The 16000-nt window shown below is 34.8% G+C and carries 14 protein-coding genes; 8 read left to right on the forward strand and 6 right to left on the reverse strand.

Features of this window, described 5'->3' with window-relative positions; all coding sequences use genetic code 11:
* Positions 1 to 21 precede the first annotated feature (21 nt).
* The 8 genes from E0E32_RS21430 to E0E32_RS21465 all read left to right on the forward strand — a co-directional run bounded on the left by E0E32_RS21430 (position 22) and on the right by E0E32_RS21465 (position 4146).
* A complete protein-coding gene (locus E0E32_RS21430) occupies positions 22 to 228 on the forward strand; it encodes a DUF1657 domain-containing protein (protein WP_054860092.1) in 207 nt (68 codons plus the stop codon).
* A gap of 73 nt (positions 229 to 301) precedes the next feature.
* The gene (locus E0E32_RS21435; protein ID WP_165445123.1) at positions 302 to 754 is read left to right on the forward strand and encodes a YhcN/YlaJ family sporulation lipoprotein; all 453 of its coding nucleotides are present in this window, start codon (positions 302 to 304) and stop codon (positions 752 to 754) included.
* A gap of 14 nt (positions 755 to 768) precedes the next feature.
* A complete protein-coding gene (gene spoVAC / locus E0E32_RS21440; protein ID WP_130860846.1) occupies positions 769 to 1248 on the forward strand; it encodes a stage V sporulation protein AC in 480 nt (159 codons plus the stop codon).
* Complete coding sequence (gene spoVAD, locus E0E32_RS21445) at positions 1248 to 2252, forward strand: stage V sporulation protein AD (RefSeq protein WP_434059224.1); 1005 nt, start codon at positions 1248 to 1250, stop codon at positions 2250 to 2252. The genes spoVAC and spoVAD overlap by 1 nt, the downstream gene beginning before the upstream one ends.
* Positions 2249 to 2599 carry a stage V sporulation protein AE gene (gene spoVAE / locus E0E32_RS21450; protein WP_130860850.1) on the forward strand — a complete coding sequence of 117 codons (351 nt, stop codon included), beginning with the start codon at positions 2249 to 2251 and terminating at the stop codon, positions 2597 to 2599. The genes spoVAD and spoVAE overlap by 4 nt, the downstream gene beginning before the upstream one ends.
* 12 nt (positions 2600 to 2611) lie before the next feature.
* Positions 2612 to 2818: a DUF1657 domain-containing protein gene (locus tag E0E32_RS21455; protein WP_130860852.1), complete on the forward strand. Its 207-nt coding sequence runs from the start codon at positions 2612 to 2614 to the stop codon at positions 2816 to 2818.
* A gap of 18 nt (positions 2819 to 2836) precedes the next feature.
* Positions 2837 to 3697 (forward strand): DUF421 domain-containing protein, encoded by an 861-nt coding sequence (locus E0E32_RS21460; RefSeq protein WP_130860854.1) that lies wholly within the window; start codon positions 2837 to 2839, stop codon positions 3695 to 3697.
* Between the two features lie 116 nt (positions 3698 to 3813).
* Positions 3814 to 4146 carry a hypothetical protein gene (locus E0E32_RS21465; RefSeq protein ID WP_286172024.1) on the forward strand — a complete coding sequence of 111 codons (333 nt, stop codon included), beginning with the start codon at positions 3814 to 3816 and terminating at the stop codon, positions 4144 to 4146.
* Between the two features lie 1688 nt (positions 4147 to 5834).
* On the opposite strand, the gene E0E32_RS21470 is transcribed toward E0E32_RS21465, so the two are convergent.
* The 6 genes from E0E32_RS21470 to tnpC form a co-directional block, all read right to left on the reverse strand.
* On the reverse strand, positions 5835 to 8024 hold the full coding sequence (locus tag E0E32_RS21470) for a DNA topoisomerase III (protein WP_130860858.1): 2190 nt from the start codon (positions 8022 to 8024) through the stop codon (positions 5835 to 5837).
* 197 nt (positions 8025 to 8221) lie between these two features.
* On the reverse strand, positions 8222 to 9616 hold the full coding sequence (locus E0E32_RS21475) for an IS4 family transposase (protein WP_130859979.1): 1395 nt from the start codon (positions 9614 to 9616) through the stop codon (positions 8222 to 8224).
* A gap of 116 nt (positions 9617 to 9732) precedes the next feature.
* Positions 9733 to 10464 carry a hypothetical protein gene (locus E0E32_RS21480; RefSeq protein WP_130860859.1) on the reverse strand — a complete coding sequence of 244 codons (732 nt, stop codon included), beginning with the start codon at positions 10462 to 10464 and terminating at the stop codon, positions 9733 to 9735.
* Entirely contained in the window at positions 10454 to 12184 is a 1731-nt protein-coding gene (locus E0E32_RS21485) for a site-specific integrase (RefSeq protein ID WP_130860861.1), read from the reverse strand. Before E0E32_RS21485 ends, E0E32_RS21480 begins: the two co-directional genes overlap by 11 nt.
* Positions 12177 to 14189 (reverse strand): hypothetical protein, encoded by a 2013-nt coding sequence (locus E0E32_RS21490; RefSeq protein WP_165445124.1) that lies wholly within the window; start codon positions 14187 to 14189, stop codon positions 12177 to 12179. Before E0E32_RS21490 ends, E0E32_RS21485 begins: the two co-directional genes overlap by 8 nt.
* Positions 14190 to 14379: 190 nt before the next feature.
* Positions 14380 to 15954, reverse strand: coding sequence for an IS66 family transposase (gene tnpC / locus E0E32_RS21495; protein ID WP_130860864.1), 1575 nt, complete (start codon positions 15952 to 15954; stop codon positions 14380 to 14382).
* Between the last annotated feature and the right edge of the window lie 46 nt (positions 15955 to 16000).

Below are 16000 nucleotides of genomic sequence, written 5' to 3' on the forward strand. Positions count from 1 at the left end.
TATAGAAGGAGGTAGACAAAAATGACCGTTATAAATGATGTGAAAACAACATTAGCAGGGTTGAAAAGTGCACAAGCGAGCTTTGAAACCTTTGCGCTTGGGACTGAAAATCAACAAGCGAAACAACTTTATCAACAGTCAGCGCAAGATACACAATCCATTATCAATAACTTAGAATCTCGTGTCACTGAAATTGAACAAGAAGAGCCTCAATACAAAGAACAATAATATTGAACTGAAAAGGCTACAAAAGTTAGCCTTTTCTTCATCAACCGCTTTAACTAAAGGGGTGAAAATGCATATGAAATCTTTATTGAATATAATGATCTTAATAGTGGTAATGGCAACAGGTTGTCAATTAGAAGATGAGACTAAAAAAACAGAAACTTCTCACCCCATACTACAACTTTCTACTTCTGGGGAAATAGGTCAAAACGCATCGAAACATGCCGAAGAAGTTTTGAAAAAGCAAAACAATTTGATGGATGTCCAAGCAATTAATGATGACAAAAAGCTTCTGATAGCTGCACAATTGCCACATAATGATCGCTTCCAAATGAAAAAAATTGAGAAGAAACTAACCAAACAAGTTGAAAAACAATTTCCTGACCGTGAGATCACTCTTTCTCTCGATAAAAAAATCCACTTAGAAATAAAAGATCTAAAGGAACAATTAGCTAAAGGTAAACTCGTTAACAAGAAATTAAAGAAAGAAATTGATCGAATTATTAAACTTTCTAAAGAAAAAACATAAAAGTAGGTGTTCTTATGTCCAATAATCAGAAAAAGAATCTTTCCCCTGTTCAACAAGAATATCAAAAATTTCAAAAGCAACGCGAAGTGAAAAGACCAATTTTCACCAATTGCATAAAAGCCTTTTTAATCGGGGGATTGATTTGTTTGATTGGACAAGCGATCCAAACCTTTTTCATATATAATTTCAACTTTACCGAGCAAACCGCTGGCAATCCTACCGTAGCTGTGGTGATCTTTATTACCATGCTATTAACTGGGTTTGGCGTCTATGATCGGATTGCGCAATTTGCGGGTGCAGGTTCAGCAGTACCCGTCTCAGGTTTCGGTAATGCTATCATATCAGCAGCTATTGAACACCGTACCGAGGGATTTATCCTTGGAGTAGGTGGAAATATGTTTAAACTGGCTGGATCAGTTATCATGTCTGGAGTATTTGCTGCTTTTATTATCGCCTTAATTAAAACGATATTAATCAAGTGGGGTGGACTATGATGCGTACATGGATCTTTGAAAACAAGCCAGTGATCATTTCAACGGGTACAGTTGGCGGCCCGTTCGAGGCCAAAGGAAAAATAGCTGATGATTTTGATATATTACATCAAGACCTGTGGATTAAGGAAGATTCGTATGAAAAAGCCCACAAGGTAATGCTAGAGGAAGCATTGTTGAGAGCAACAGAAAAAGCTGAAATTACGAAAGAGCATGTCCAATTTTTTCTTGGTGGTGATTTAATCAACCAGATTACGCCAACTAGTTTTTCAGCAAAAACAATTGGTGCTGCATACTTAGGTTTATTTGGTGCTTGCTCGACATCAATGGAAGGGCTAGCTTTAGCAGGTTTTCTTGTTAATCATGGCGGAGCTAACTATGTATTAACCGGCTCATCTAGTCACAATGCAGCAGTGGAAAAGCAATTTCGTTATCCGACAGAATATGGGGTACAAAAACCGCCAACCACACAGTGGACTGTAACAGGTGCAGGTGTAGCATTACTCAAGAACGAAGGGGAAGGACCCCGTGTTACTTCAGCGACAATTGGGAAAGTGATCGATATGGGGCTGACAGATCCGTTTAATATGGGTGGTGCGATGGCTCCTGCAGCCGTCGATACAATCGAAACACACCTGAAAGAACGAAACATTGAATCTTCTTACTATGACTTGATCGTGACAGGAGACCTTGGCCATATTGGGAGAGAATGTGCATTAGACTTATTTGAGAAGCATCATACGAACATCACCGAAGCACAATTTCAAGACTGTGGGTTAATGATTTATCGTGAAGATCAACCAGTTTTGGCTGGTGCTAGTGGATCAGGATGTTCAGCCGTCGTTGTGTATGGTCATTTATTAAATCGTATGAAAAAAGGAGAAATAAAACGAATGCTTGTTGTAGCGACTGGCGCCTTGCTGTCTCCCTTAACTACCCAACAAAATGAGACTATACCCTGTATTGCACATGCCGTTTCCATTGAATATGGAGGTGAAATAGCATGATTTTTTTCTGGGCCTTTGTTATCGGTGGAATCATTTGTTTATGCGGCCAAATTATGTTTGATGTTTTCAAACTGACGCCTGCCCATACGTTAAGTACTTTGGTGGTAGCAGGAGCTATCTTAGATGGTTTTGGATTATATGAGCCCTTGATTGATTTTGCCGGAGCTGGAGCGACAATTCCTATTACAAGCTTTGGGAATTCATTAGTGCATGGTGCCATGGAAGAAGCTGAAAAACACGGGATTATCGGGGTCGTAACAGGAATGTTCGAAGTGACTAGTGCTGGTATATCAGCAGCGATTGTGTTCGGAACCATTGCAGCGATCGTTTTTAAACCAAAGGGATAAGGAGTAACTATTATGACAGTAAGTTCTAATGTGAAACAATGTCTTGCTACAGTAAAATCACTAGAAGCTGGACTTTCCACACTTGCCATCAACTCAAGTGATGAGGAGGCAAAGCGTCTCTTTCATGAACAAATGCTCGTTATGGGAGAAGTTAAACAAGATATCATGAAACGGATTAGTGAGTTAGAACGAGAAGAGGAACAATATAAAGGATTTTAAACAAAAGGAGTGATCAATATGCCAGATTGGTTAGATGTAGCTGTCAGAGTCATACTCTTTTTAATAGCTCTGTTTCTTCTAACAAAGCTATTAGGAAAAAAACAATTATCAGAACTTTCCTATTTCGAATATGTATCAGGCATTACGATTGGTAGTATTGCAGCAGAAGTTATTATAAATACAGACAATAAAATTTGGCACGGTATTATCGGAATCTGCGTGTTTTCTTTATTCATTTATCTTGTGGAAATTTTTTCTGTGCATAGTAAACAATTCCGTGATTTTGTGGAAGGGTCTGGGACCGTCATTATTAAAGATGGAAAAGTACTGGAGGAAAACCTGAAAAAAGAACACTATACAACGGACGAGTTACTACAATTACTACGAGGAAAAGATATTTTTGACCTTTCCGAAGTAGAATATGCCGTTTTGGAAGCAAAAGGTTCAGTCAGCGTCCTACCAAAGAAAGATTTTCGTCCGGTAACACGTAAAGACCTTGGCTTAGCGAGTGTCAATGAAAAAGAAACACAAACTGTCATAATGGACGGTGAAATATTAAAAGAATCACTAACCGCCACCGGGAAAAACCTTGAATGGTTAAAAACAGAGTTAGATAAGAAAAATATTACGATTGAAAATGTATTCCTTGGACAGGTTGATACATATGGTGCGCTTACCGTCGACTTATTTGATGATAAGATTCAAGTGCCAGAGCCCATAGAAAGACCTTTAATGCTTGCTCAATTAAAAAAATGTCAAGCCGACTTAGAGTTGTTTGCCTTAGCAACAGCATCCGAAAACGCCAAACGTCTTTATGCAAAGAACGCAACAAAAATAGAAGGTTCAATACAAAAATTGACACCTTATCTTAAAGATTAGTTTTTGAATGGCAATTCGAATGAAGGGATCGATAACTTTTGATTCGTGGTGATGCCCATAAATTGTATCTCAAATTAAAAAGAACATACAAGAAAGGACAGCTCTCCTTAAATGAAATGGCAGAAATTAAAGAGGTTACTGAGATCAGACGTTTTTACTCCAACATTAATACGGATACATTAGAAAAAATCCTTTATCGTATGATTAAAGAGAAAAATGGATCAGGAATCATTCCTATTTTTGTTTCTACTGTACCATGGCTATTGTTTCTATTTTTAGAACCATTACAAAAATTCTTATTAAAAGATGGTATGTTTGGAGCTATTGTTTTCACTCTATTTTTTGTAATACTACTGAGTACAAGTGTTATTCTTCACTTTCGTGAAAAAGCATGGGCAGCTTTTCATATTGCGATCATTAAGAACATACTCGCTAAAGAAAAAATCTAAGAAAAACTAGGTTAACCTAATGTCTACTCTTTATAAAAAACCACTTTCAAAGACTATGCTACATTTAGAAGGTGATTTCTGTATTGCAGGAGTCTTGTTGTAGTAGGTCATATATGATGTGATGTCTTTTTTAATTGATCTAATGTGTGACAAGGTTTTAAGTATGTCTTATCTTTAAAATATCCAAAGAATGATTCCTGTGGAGCGTTATCCCAACAGTTTCCTCTTGTGGACATGGATTACCTTAAACCATGTGTTCTAACCATTTTTTGATACATCGGATGTGTAATAATAAAATCCTTGATCTTGATCAGAGTGGATCGACGCTCCTTCTACAAGTTTCAGTAAGCTTCCTGACTTCATTAAAATTTATCTTCATACCTCTTTTACTTTTTAAACAAGTCCTTTATAAATCTAAAAAAAAGTATGTATATGGATGTAGCAAGAAGATAGAAAGCAAATGAATTAAGGAAAGTCCATCCACTAAACTTAAAAACATTAAAAAACACAGCTAGCCATTCAAAGCCTAGAGCAAAAAAAGACCAAAAGACGACATATGTAGTAATGTATTTACCCTTTGGATCTGATCAAACTTGTCAAATAAATATACACATAGTAATGCATAGGGCGAATACATCAAATATGTTATGATGTCTGTTATCTCATATTTTTCAAGGTCATTAAGGTCATATAAATCCAAGGGTGGCGTTGCTATTAGATGGTCCATAATAATAGCAATAGTTACAGTGAACAAAACCATTAAGATAGACACTACATGAGGATATCTTTTTGGGAGTAACAAAATCAATATGAAACCACAAACAGTGGTAAAAATTATAAACCATTCATTTTCGTTAAACTGTTCTGGTAATGGTAACAATTAGCTCATCTCTTTTCTAAGTATTTTTCTAAAGCGGTTTGAGAGGAAGCTTATAATAAGTAAAATGACAACCCACTCTATTGTGGAATAAAAAAGATTCCATTTTACAAAATCATATACACAAAGGAGGTTGGCTAGATATTCAATCCCTATTAAAAGGGGTATTAAAATAAATAGCATAATCCAATTATTCCTGTTATTAGCCCCCTGAGTTTTATCTATATACCAAATAATAAAAATAGGAATAAGGAAGACCCTAATAAGTGCCATTGTCCAATAACTAGTTGGATCGCTATTAAAATGGATCATCTCCATGTTCAATATGAAGATAGTCATAAAATTATGATGAATAATGTTAATTATCATCCAAATGAAGAATATTTCAAATAAATGGAGGTTTTTTTGGATACACCATACGTCAGATTTATTATCACTGTTAATGCAAAAAATATTGAAAATGCCATAGCTCCTCCAATAATGTGCTTTTATAAATAGTATTCTCTCTCTATGTTTAAAATATTCCTTATTCAAAAGTGGCTTTATGCCGAGAATGAACGATTTACAAAACATAGTCATTCTGCTGCGCAGTACAACGATACTACGCATTCAAACGACATCTATCGTACTAACTTTGTGAAAGAATGTACTTAAAGTAACGGAGAGCGTTAGTGCAACAAGGCGGATAAAAATTCTAAGGACTTCCAATATTATGGAAGTCCATTTTTTATAAAAATCAACAATATTAATGAAAGTTCTAATAACAAGTAGCGGTAAGGATTACTAATTATAAAGAAATCCTTTAATGAATTTAATCAAGTTTTAATTTTTTTAATGCTTCTGCTAAGGAATTATTTAATGGTTCAACATCTTTGTTTTGGTTTTTCAAATACTTCTGCACAGTACGTTTATCTACTTTTCCGTTAGATTCTTTTTTACGTCGTGCTTGGAAGGCAGATAGTTTTTCACGATAGCCACATTTACATGTGAAGATTTGACCTTCACCTTCACCTCTGAGTTCTAATTTTTTATGACATTGTGGGCAGCGTGCATTCGTGACCTTTAAGACGTTTTTACGATGTCCACATTCACGGTCTTGACAAACAAGCATTTTGCCCTTTTTTCCGTTAACTTCCAGCATTTGTTTTCCGCAGTCGGGACATTTTTTTGTGGAAATGTTGTCGTGTTTAAACTTTTTGTTACTTGCTTTAATTTCAGCAACGATTTCTTTCGTATGTATTTTCATTTCATTTATAAATACTTCTTTTTTTAGCTTTCCTTTTGCAATTAATTCCAACTTTTGTTCCCATTCTGCCGTTGTAAAAGGTGAACGTAATTCTTCGGGTACTAAGTCTAATAATTGTACCCCTTTTGATGTGATGTGGATCTCTTTTCCTCGTTTTTCGATTAAAAAGGAATTAATTAGTTTATCGATAATATCTGCACGAGTTGCAACAGTTCCAAGGCCACCAGTCGATTTTAATTTGTCTGTAAGCCGTTTGTTATGAGTCTCCATATACTTCGTAGGGTTTTCCATTACCGATAACAATGTCGCTTCTGTAAAGCGTGCAGGTGGCTTTGTTTGGCCTGATGTCTGTAAGATTAGTTTAATGTTTAATATTTCACCCTTTTCAATGTGAGGTAATATTTGTTCTTTTAAATCATCTGGAGATTCCACCTCATCAAATTGGTTTTTATAAACCTCTTTCCAACCGGCATTCACGATTGTTTTCCCGCGTGCAACGAAGTATTCATTTTCTATTTTTGCGCGGAGCGTTAACTGCTCGTATTCAAACGCAGGGAATAGTACGGCTAGGAATCGTTTTACGACTAAATCATAAATTTTACGTTCCTTATCGGTGAAGGCTGAGAAGTTCACATAACCTTCGGTTGGGATGATAGCATGGTGATCACTTACTTTGCTATCATCTACAAATGCTTTAGAAGCCTTAATAGGCTTTTTAAGCACCTTATTTACTAGTGAACGATATTCATCTACCCCACAAGCCTTTAAACGTTCTGGCAGCGTTTCTACGATGTCTGATGAGAGGTGCCGTGAATCTGTACGAGGATATGTTAATACTTTGTGCTGCTCATACAGTTTTTGCATGATGTTTAATGTTTCTTTCGCGGAGTAACCAAAAACCTTGTTCGCATCTCGTTGCAGTTCTGTTAAGTCATAAAGGCCGGGTGAAAATGTTTTTTTAGATTTGCGATCGATATCAAAAACTGTGGCATTTCTATGGCCGATTTGTTTCACAATTCGTTCAACTTTATCTTTATCGAAACTCCTATCATTTCCTTTAGCATCTTGCCATGTTAGCTTTAGCTCATTTTCTGTTTGTGCTTCAATTCCGTAGTAAGTCTGTGGTTTGAAGTTTTTGATTTCATCTTCACGTTTAGCTATTATTGCTACAACTGGTGTCTGAACGCGACCACAATTCAATTGCGCATTAAATTTTGTAGAAAGAGCACGGCTGGAATTAAGTCCAATATACCAATCTGCCTCTGAACGAGCTACAGCAGAATAATAAAGATCATCATAAGCCTTTCCTGGCTTTAAATGATTGAATCCATCTTTAATGGCTTTATCAGTCACAGAAGAGATCCAAAGACGTTTAATAGGTTTCTTTACTTTTGCTTTTTGAATAATCCAACGTGCTACTAATTCTCCTTCACGTCCGGCATCAGTTGCAATAATAATCTCCGTAACATCTCCACGCACCATTTGGGATTTCACTGCATTAAATTGCTTACCTGTTTGTTTAATGACTGTTAACTTTAACCGTTCTGGAAGCATTGGCAAATCTTCCAGTTTCCATGTCTTATATTTCACATCATAAATCTCCGGATCAGCTAATGTCACTAAGTGACCTAATGCCCAGGTCACAATATATTTATCCCCTTCTAAAAATCCTTTTCCATTTTTGGTACATTTTAATACCTTTGCAATATCTCTAGCAACTGAAGGTTTTTCAGCTAAAACCAGGCTTTTTTCCATACTTTACTATCTCCTTTAATTACTTTATATGTTTAATATAACAGAGCTCGGTTATGAAACATGAATATTGAATATCTTAAAGCCCTAGATCATCAACAAGTGAATTTTTACTAGTAGTTTTATTTAATTGCTCAAGTTTCGGACAAGACAAATAAGCTTCAATACTTGGTACTAAAGGGATAATATAGTTTTTATTATCAGGCTACATCAGTATGAAGCAGCGATTTCCGCAAATAATCAGGTAATTTGCGGAAGAACCGATTAAAAAACTCGTTGATTTGTTCATCAGTTAGTAGATATTCTTCTACCATTGTTGAACCGATTAATTCTAGGATAGTCATCAATGCTTGTGCAAATCGGATATCTTCTATCTCATCACAACACACATAGAAAAGTTGACCAATTGTTCTATGGTCTTCTTCTTCCCGTACGCTAAGTGACAACATCATGTAACGCAGGAAAACAATTGTAGTGTGTGCAGTCATGGAATCATAGCTACGGCATTGAAATTCCTTTGCCAGTCGCAAATTGGATTTGACCACCCTGAAAAAGCACTCGATCTCCCAGCGCTTGCCATAAATACGGATAGCATCTTCTTCCGTGTGTTCGAGGTTGGTTGTTAAAAGCGCAAGCCATTGTTTGGAACGATTTCTATCACGAACAAATACAATGCGTGCTTGAATTTCATTCCCATTTTTATCGTCATGGCGAAGTCCAACTACAATGTTCGCAAGGATCTTAGCACGTCCACGCTTTTTACGAACTTTCTTGTAAAGCTGGTTCAATGTGTAAGATTCACCTTCATAGGTGTAGTGAATTTTAGGTGAACGTTTGATCATACAAACAACATCTAGCGAATAGTTTTTTATGATTTTCGATATGATAGCTGGATATGCGAACCAACTGTCAAAAAGAACCGTTTTCGCACCTAGCTTATTTGGGTTAATGGAATCGAGAAGATCAAACATCGTCTCTGTACTTTTTTTCGTTGCCTCTTGGCGTCTTTTATAACCGACTGTTCGCTTGTCTATATTTGAATCGACGTCTTGAAAACGATTTTTCTCATTTTTTGAACTTAAAAGCGAAAAAGCAAGTGGCATAAAAGAAGCTCCGTCTGACCAGCCAAGCGTGAGCATACGAAATCCCTTAAAGTATCTTCCGGTTGTATGGTCTTTCACTCTGGCAAGCAGTTCGACCGCTTTACTGCGATTGCGGCTGAACAAAGAATCATCAAATATGAGAACTCGGTCACGATCCTCGGAAGTTAAAGGGAGCAAGAATTTCATAACAAGATTAGAGCCAACATTGGAAAGGAATTTACGCCAGTTATAAGTTGGGTTTTTCAAGAACTCATACACCGTATCCTTTTCAAAATCCTTTGAAACACGTTCTGATTCAAGCGCCCTGGAAAAACTCATTCCATGAAGTACAAGTGCGAAAATAAATTGCATAATAAGACGTGGGGAAAATCCTTTTTCCTTGTGAACATGGGCCTGATTAAGAAAAGTTCCAATCTTAGCTTGAGTAAAAAACTGCAGCATACGGGAATTTGATTTTTCATTTTCATTAGAATTTGGTAAAATAGTAGACACGGAAAACATCCTTTCTTTGGTTGGTGTGGTGCCTATATTTTACCAAAGAATAGGGTGTTTTTTGTATTTTAATGATAATTATTTCATTCCAAGACTAAGTGCAACAAGGAGTCAGGTCATTTTTTAAACTCCGAAACTTGAGTTAATTGGTAAATGTTATCCTTTTGTGTAGCCTGTGGTTTTAAATCACTTCTATAGTTTTCAAACTCTTCATATCCCTTCAATGGATTGTCTGAGAACATAGATTGAAACAACTTATCAACAATTGGATTTCGAGTTTTACCTGTAGTAACTAAATTTATTAGGGGTACATTTTTGTTACTACTTGCATCTAACCATTTGAAAAAGATCTCTTCATATTCAACGAGTCGTTCTTGAAGTTCTTTATTTTTTAGTTTTAAATCATTCACGGTATGTTCCTGTTTGTTTAGTCGTTCTATAAGTAACCCATTCTTTTGAATGTACTTTTTTAGTTTATTTTCATTTATTAACAGGGCACCTCGTAGCTTTTCTTTATTAGAATTACTACCTTCGAAAAATTTATCTATGGCATCTACAGAATCAATAATCTTTTCTGTATTTGTTTCATCATTTGGAAGAGGTGAATAATCATAGATTTCATTTGCCTTATCAATCGCTTCTCGACCTTGGCGACCTGATTTTCTCCAAAAGTCCTCGCTTAATTTGTATGGAATTAATTTTTGCTCATATAATTGTACTGAGTACCGATAAACATCTAGATATTTTATCAATCCATTCCCTTTATTTTCTTGTGAGTACATATATATGATATTATCAACTTCTTTTTGTGGGTATATTTTAGCTTTCCTGCCTCGTTTATTGCTCAAAATCAATCACCCTTTCCTTAACCCTTGCGAGATCACGCAATGCTTTTCTTAGTTCCTTAGAAGTTTCCGAAAGCTGTTTATTATATATCGTACTATTTTCAGAGTATGAACTGTTTTTAGATTGTTGAACTCCTAAGATATGCAATTTTCTTAAAGAGTCAAGAAGAACAGTTGTTTCATTTTGCATTTCTTTTATTTTAGCCTGAATATATTCTGATTTTATTTTGTATTCATCAAAAGAAATTCGCCAATTTTCACAATAAAAACATTCATAAACGTAACAAGATTGATTTGGATCAGTACAATAGCCAATGTCTAAATCAATTTTTGCATCGGTAGCAGGAGGTCTTAATATAAATTTTTCTTTGAAATTTATGTCATCATCATTAATATATTCTTTCATGGAGTTAACGCTTGGGGTGGTATTAGTTTTGGTATTAAATTTCAATGCTAATTTCATAACCTCGGAATCTACCCAATATTCCATATGTGCGTGGTAATGATATTGGGATTGTATTGAATTGTGACCACCTAATCTTGCAATTTCTACAGGATGATAACCTTGTATAAGTAAATTTAAAAAAGCAAAATGCCTTGTATCGTTTAATCGAATTTTTCTATAAATTATTTTATTGGAAATTAAAGATTCTTGTTTAGTTGTTAATGCATCACTTTCTAAAGACACAAATCCATATTTATCAAAAACTACTTCATTGTAAAATGATTCTAAAAGGCTTTTCATATTTGTAGAGTTAAAAACATTTAGTTCAGTTTTTAAATATTTATATCCTTCACTATACTTAGGTATGGATATATATGAAATTAAAGTATTTGTGTCGCCAAAAAGTTCTGACTTCTTAATGTATTGTTTAATTTCTTCAGACAGATATTTTGGAATCAAAATCTCGTCTATGACCTTTTTTCTTGATAGGTGTTGCTTACTTCTTGGTAGTTTAATATATACATTTTGCCCTTCTTCAATTAAGCAATTCCTTTCTATTCCGCAAAACTCCGATATTCTAATAGGAATAATATTTGTTAAGTTCCACCATAAAAATATCGGAAAATACCGTAGGTAATCTTCATTCTTTAAGGTAGAATTGAAATAGTTTTCTATAATCATAGAAAACTTTAATACATCATGCGAGCTTGGAAGAATACGAACATTATCCTCAATATTGGTATTGTGTTTTGTTTCCCAAAAGTATTCGGCATAATGACCGTTCGTGTCAATTAAAGGAAAATAGTCTAAAAAATTTAACGAAGCCAAACAATAGTCCATTCTGGTTCTAGATGATATGTCAAATTTGAAATAATCTTTTATTTCATCTAAAATCTCATCATTAAATCCTTTCGATACTATTAAAACTTTCTTAAGGTTATTTAAATAATCAGATATAGTTCTAGGAGCGTAATCTTTTTCTAAAAACGTAGATACCCAGCATTTTACGATAGAGACAAAATCAGTATTGGAATTAAAAATCGATAGTTGTTGAATATCATTGAAATTCAAGTGCACTCTATTTTTTACTGTATTGTCATGAAGTACCCAATGATTTTCATTAAAATCACAATCGTTTAATTGGTGGCGGCTTGTAAAACCATCAAGTATTTGGACGGCTCTTTCTACGGAATATTCGATATCGTAATTTGTATCACTTAATGGTTCTAATATTTCAAAATCGCTATAATCAACATTAAATAAGTTTATGTTACTCACTCCTTCTAATTGTTATATAGTCACTTGGATTAGGGAGGGAACGAATCTCAGAAATTAAAGTTTGATAATTTTTAAACTCCTCACCAATAAAGTCATCAATAACCTGTTCACCAAATCGATCTTTTGCTTGTTTTAGTAATAATAAGTCTGAATATAACAAATTGGCTAACCTTGTTTTTTCTCCCTCGTAAGATGTATTGTTAAAGAGTTTTTCATATGATTTAATCGTCTTACTCACTCTCCTGCAAATTTGACTTATGGCATAAAAATGGGGTATAGAGAGAGGACATTTATAACAATCTCTTTCTTCAAATATACACTTCCCATAAATGCATTGATAATTTTCTTCTTTAGAAGGAAGAAGTCCTAAGTTTACTAAATCAAATTTTTTTTGTAATTCCATTTTGTCCAAACTTTCAATATATTGCTTTATAGTAAGTCTTTCTTTTTCTATTGAGTTAATATAATTAGCTAGGTTTTCAAGTTTATAAATATCTCCAAATACCTCTTTGACAAGATGAGAATTTTGAATTCGTCCTCCTCTGTCATCAACATTTCCCTGCAAAAGTAGAGTTGCCATTGTGTCGTACATGTAACCAAAATATCCAAGGTCAAATAATTGTTTTGAGATGAAGTCGAGATATTCTCTAGGAATATCTACATAAATATTTGTCGTGGATATATCTGAATGATTTCGTATATGTTTTAATATTTCTAATGAGTTTCTGTTGAATTTCTTTTTAACGACATCTTCCATTAATGTTATGAATGTTCTATTCATAATCAAAGAACCGAACTTAAAATTAGGATTGAATTGTGTGAAAAATGCTTTATGCGTTATTGGCTTCATGGTATTTCTTTCACTATTAAAGTCAATTAAAGAATCGGAAATAGGATTGGTCTTTCTAACCCTCAGTTCACATATTACAATTGCGTTTGCAAGTGGTAGTGTTAATTCTTCGGAACAAAAAAAATGTCGTCTTTTCTTGTTTTTTGAATGAATAAAGGTAGAAGACTTTACCTTTACCATTTGAATTATCTTCTTAGCTTCTTCATAACTTAATTCTTTGTTTTTAAAGTCATTAAGCTCGTTAATGGATAAATTCTTCAAATCTATTCTTGGAAAATCTATTACGTCAGCACTTCTCCATCCGTTGTTCATATGAAGTAAAACATATAACCATGCTGAATCATAGCATTTGTAAGCCTCAGCATTACTCATAGCTGTTTCAACATCTATAATGGCTTGTTCCTTATGCAAAGGAATATCTGTGACAAAGTTTAATAAATCAATGTACTGACTAGGTGAATATATTTTTTGTTCTTTATTTTCTCTCTTTTTCCTTGCTCTTTCATGTGGGTTGTTTATATTATCAATTTTTATAAAACTCTGGGGTAAACTACTGTTGATCTTATTTATAAAGGCATAAATTACCTCTTGATATGTTTGATAGATATTATGATTAAATATCCCTAGATTTAATTCTCTCGCTGTATAAGAAAATAGCTCTTTAGTTTTTGTGAATTCTACTAACAACTCTGTAATTGAAACGTAAGAAATTACCTTATTATTTACGGATTGGTTGCTTGCTTTTGTTGAGAATAATTTATCACGTACAAACTTATTCCAGTATTTTTCTGTTAGTTTTCCATTTGAAGAAAACTTGATTTTTTGTAAATCTAATAGGTCTAAGTATGCTTGATAGGGGTCATGAGTATGTTTAAAAATGGATTTCATTTTAACTCGTAGGTTGTCTCGAATTTTTTTTAATTCGGATAACGATTGTTTTTGGTGTGCGTCCTGTATTTCGCTTATATTAGGCAATTGTTGTGCTAGTTCGTGCATTCTTTCTTCTACTAAAGCGTCAACTTCCTTCTTAGGATAAACAAATGTTTCACCTGTAAATTTTTTTATTTTGATCAGAGCAGGAATTGGAATGCCTCTTTTTGATAGATCATCATAAGACAACCCTAACTCCCTTTTCTTACTTGCTGGATAATACATTTCTTCATAGGAAGAATATAGCACTTCTTGTTTTTTTAATAATTTATCACAATCAGTTAGTGTTACACCTTTGACATGTTTTTTGAAAGGATGTCCTGTAACATTTATATGATTTTCTGCTAAAGCTTTAGTTACATTGTAAGCGTAAAATAGTCCACACCTATTTCTAGATGTGGACTAATGTTATGCTTTATTTAGATTTATTTGGTACACGACATTCTTCTGGAATTGTTGGTGACCATGGCAGAAGTTGATTTAACTTTACTTTATCTGTCGTATCCATATTGGGAAGCTCCTCAAAAAGATAACATAGATAATGAAATGGATTTAATCCATTTTCTTTTGCTGTCTCCACAATGCTATATGTAATGGCACTAGCTTTTGCACCTTTCATTGTATTGCTGAAAAGCCAGGCCTTGCGGCCCATCACGAATGGTTTGATAGATCTCTCCGCACGATTATTATCTATCTCCAAACGCCCGTCTACGAGAAAGGCTTCTAACTGTTCCCATTGGTTACGACAATATTTGATCGCTTTTCCTAGTGCACTTTTAGGTAACACACGTGGTGTTTGTTCACGAAGCCATGCGGAAAAAGCATCCAGCACTGGCTGACTGCGTTCTAAACGTTTTTCATAACGTTCTTCTGGACTTGCGTCCTTTAATTCACGTTCTATATCAAAAAGTTTATTACAGAAGGTTAAACCTTCTTGTGCTTTTGTATATATGGTAGTCGCTGTTTCTGGTAAAGCTGTCAAAGCTTCCCGAAAATTGCGACGTGCATGCGACCAGCATCCAATCAATGTGACATTGGGTAATCCATTATAACCTGGATACCCGTCAACATGCAGTAATCCTTGAAATCCATCCAGAAAACGTCGTGGATGTTTGGCGGCTCTGGTTTGTTGATAATCGTATAAAATAATAGGATTATCGGTATGACCAGATCGGTATAACCACATATACGAATTGGATTTTGCTGGTCTTCCTGGTTCAGATAAAATCTGCAAGGTAGTCTCATCTGCATGAGCGATATCAAGCTGCAAAAGTTGATCATGCATTTCATTATAGATGAGTTCTAGCCATGTATGAGCACCATGTAAAATCCAATTACTTAGTGTCTGACGTGGAATAGAAACGCCGAATCGCTCAAGATTTTTCTCTTGACGATAGAGTGGCAATCCTTCCACATACTTTTGCGACATAACATAGGCCATCGCCGATGGCGAAGCTAAACTTCCAGGGAATACCGATTGTGGCATCGGCGCTGATACGATCGGCGTCTCTATCTCGTGCCTTTCACAATATCGACAACTATAAATGTGATTAACATGTTCCACTACTTTTACTTGAGCTGGAATCACTTTTAATTCTTTTCTTACTTGTTGACTCATTTCGTGTAAATTTCCACCGCAACACGAACAAACCTGCTCTTCTTCGGATAAACGATACTCTATCGTTTCCGTAGGCAAGTCTTCTAGCTTTGCGTCACGTTGACCTTTTTGCTTTTTTCGTTGATACGTAATGGTTTCAACCGTAGGTTCCTCTGCTACTTGATTAGCTGTATCTTCTGCTTCATTGAAAAGGGATAGTTGGTCCGAATTGGACTTCTCACTAGAAGCACCAAATCTACGTTGCTGGCTTAAGCGAAATTGTTCTTCATACCATTTTAATTTAGCCTCTAACTCTTCCTTTTCCATTTCAAGCTTTTCGGCACGTTCTTTAAAGTATTCAATTGATTCTGGGTTAGTGGATGAATTCTTCATAGGATAAGTATACGAAAAAGAACCCGAATTGCCTAGTCGGATTCTT

Source organism: Gracilibacillus phocaeensis (assembly GCF_900626275.1).
Classification (GTDB): Bacteria; Bacillota; Bacilli; order Bacillales; family Amphibacillaceae; genus Gracilibacillus; species Gracilibacillus timonensis.